The sequence below is a fragment of the Fructobacillus tropaeoli genome (assembly GCF_001047135.2).
Classification (GTDB): Bacteria; Bacillota; Bacilli; order Lactobacillales; family Lactobacillaceae; genus Fructobacillus; species Fructobacillus tropaeoli.
The window spans coordinates 1-350 of sequence record NZ_DF968162.1 but is presented as its reverse complement, the minus strand read 5'-3'; the positions used below and the strand labels follow the sequence as shown (position 1 = coordinate 350).

The window sequence follows — 350 nt, the reverse complement described above, 5'->3', positions numbered from 1 at the left end:
CCCTACATGTTTAATTTAACTGCCCTTATTTCTACCCGTGGCCGTTCTTTATCAATTTCAAATGACTCATAATATCCAGTTACATAATTCAGGCTGTCATTGGGCAAGAATGCTTTTCCCCGCACGTTCGCCTTCTGCATGCCGTCTAGAATGAATTTCTTCATAAACGCCCAGTTATCTGAATCAGTGCGCTTATTGGGCACGTACCACCTTAGCTCCAACATACATGGCCACTCGAATCGAACACCGTCTACCATGGCCTGCTGGACGACTAGCTGGCAGTAATTCGTTGCCTGCTTCTTCATCTTTGAGCCAATGTAACGATTCTTTCGTTCAGCCTGAATGTATTT

At 44.6% G+C, this 350-nt stretch carries 1 protein-coding gene; it reads right to left on the bottom strand.

Features of this window, described 5'->3' with window-relative positions; all coding sequences use genetic code 11:
* Nucleotides 1–2: 2 nt before the first annotated feature.
* The coding region (locus AOQ32_RS08530; protein WP_059394403.1) for a RusA family crossover junction endodeoxyribonuclease at nt 3–350 on the bottom strand (348 nt) is incomplete at its 5' end.